The 506-nt window shown below is 40.7% G+C and carries 1 protein-coding gene; it reads right to left on the minus strand.

Annotation, left to right across the window (positions count from 1 at the left end; translation table 11 throughout):
• Positions 1-458 (minus strand): hypothetical protein (locus BCT81_RS29180; protein WP_157938874.1); only part of this gene is annotated, 458 nt, incomplete at its 3' end.
• Positions 459-506: the final 48 nt, after the last annotated feature.

Below are 506 nucleotides of genomic sequence, written 5' to 3' on the forward strand. Positions count from 1 at the left end.
TGGTACTCGTCTTGTCTCAAACGACCATTAGAAGTAGCCATGATCACTCTATCCTGCTGTAGATGAACTCTCACTAACTTGGTACCACGCTTGATGCTTGTGATCTCAATTGAATCAATGATTGTCTCCATAAAGCGCAATGCTCGAACTCGTATATGACTTTCCGCACTACAAAGGTCACGCCACTGCTTACGTAAGAACTTATAATCCTCGTTCGTGGTAACACGCTGCTTTTTCAGTTCTTCTATCTGCTGCTCTAATTCATCAATGGCAATCAAGATAGTTGAAGATGTGCGCTTACTGTTGAGCGTGTTCATTTGTACTCTATCCTGTAGTTCCTTTAGTTCAATACTTAGAGCTTGAGTCTGAGACTGTAGCTTTTCAGCCTTGGTGTCCACGCCCTTTTTCTCAAACAGTTTTTTGATGTTTAAGTCTTTGAAAATTAGATTCAATAACATTTGTTCAGCAAGTACATAGCTCAATGACGATGAATCGCACTTACCACC

It is taken from the genome of Vibrio sp. 10N.261.52.A1 (genome assembly GCF_002876325.1).
In the GTDB taxonomy this organism is placed as follows: domain Bacteria; phylum Pseudomonadota; class Gammaproteobacteria; order Enterobacterales; family Vibrionaceae; genus Vibrio; species Vibrio chagasii.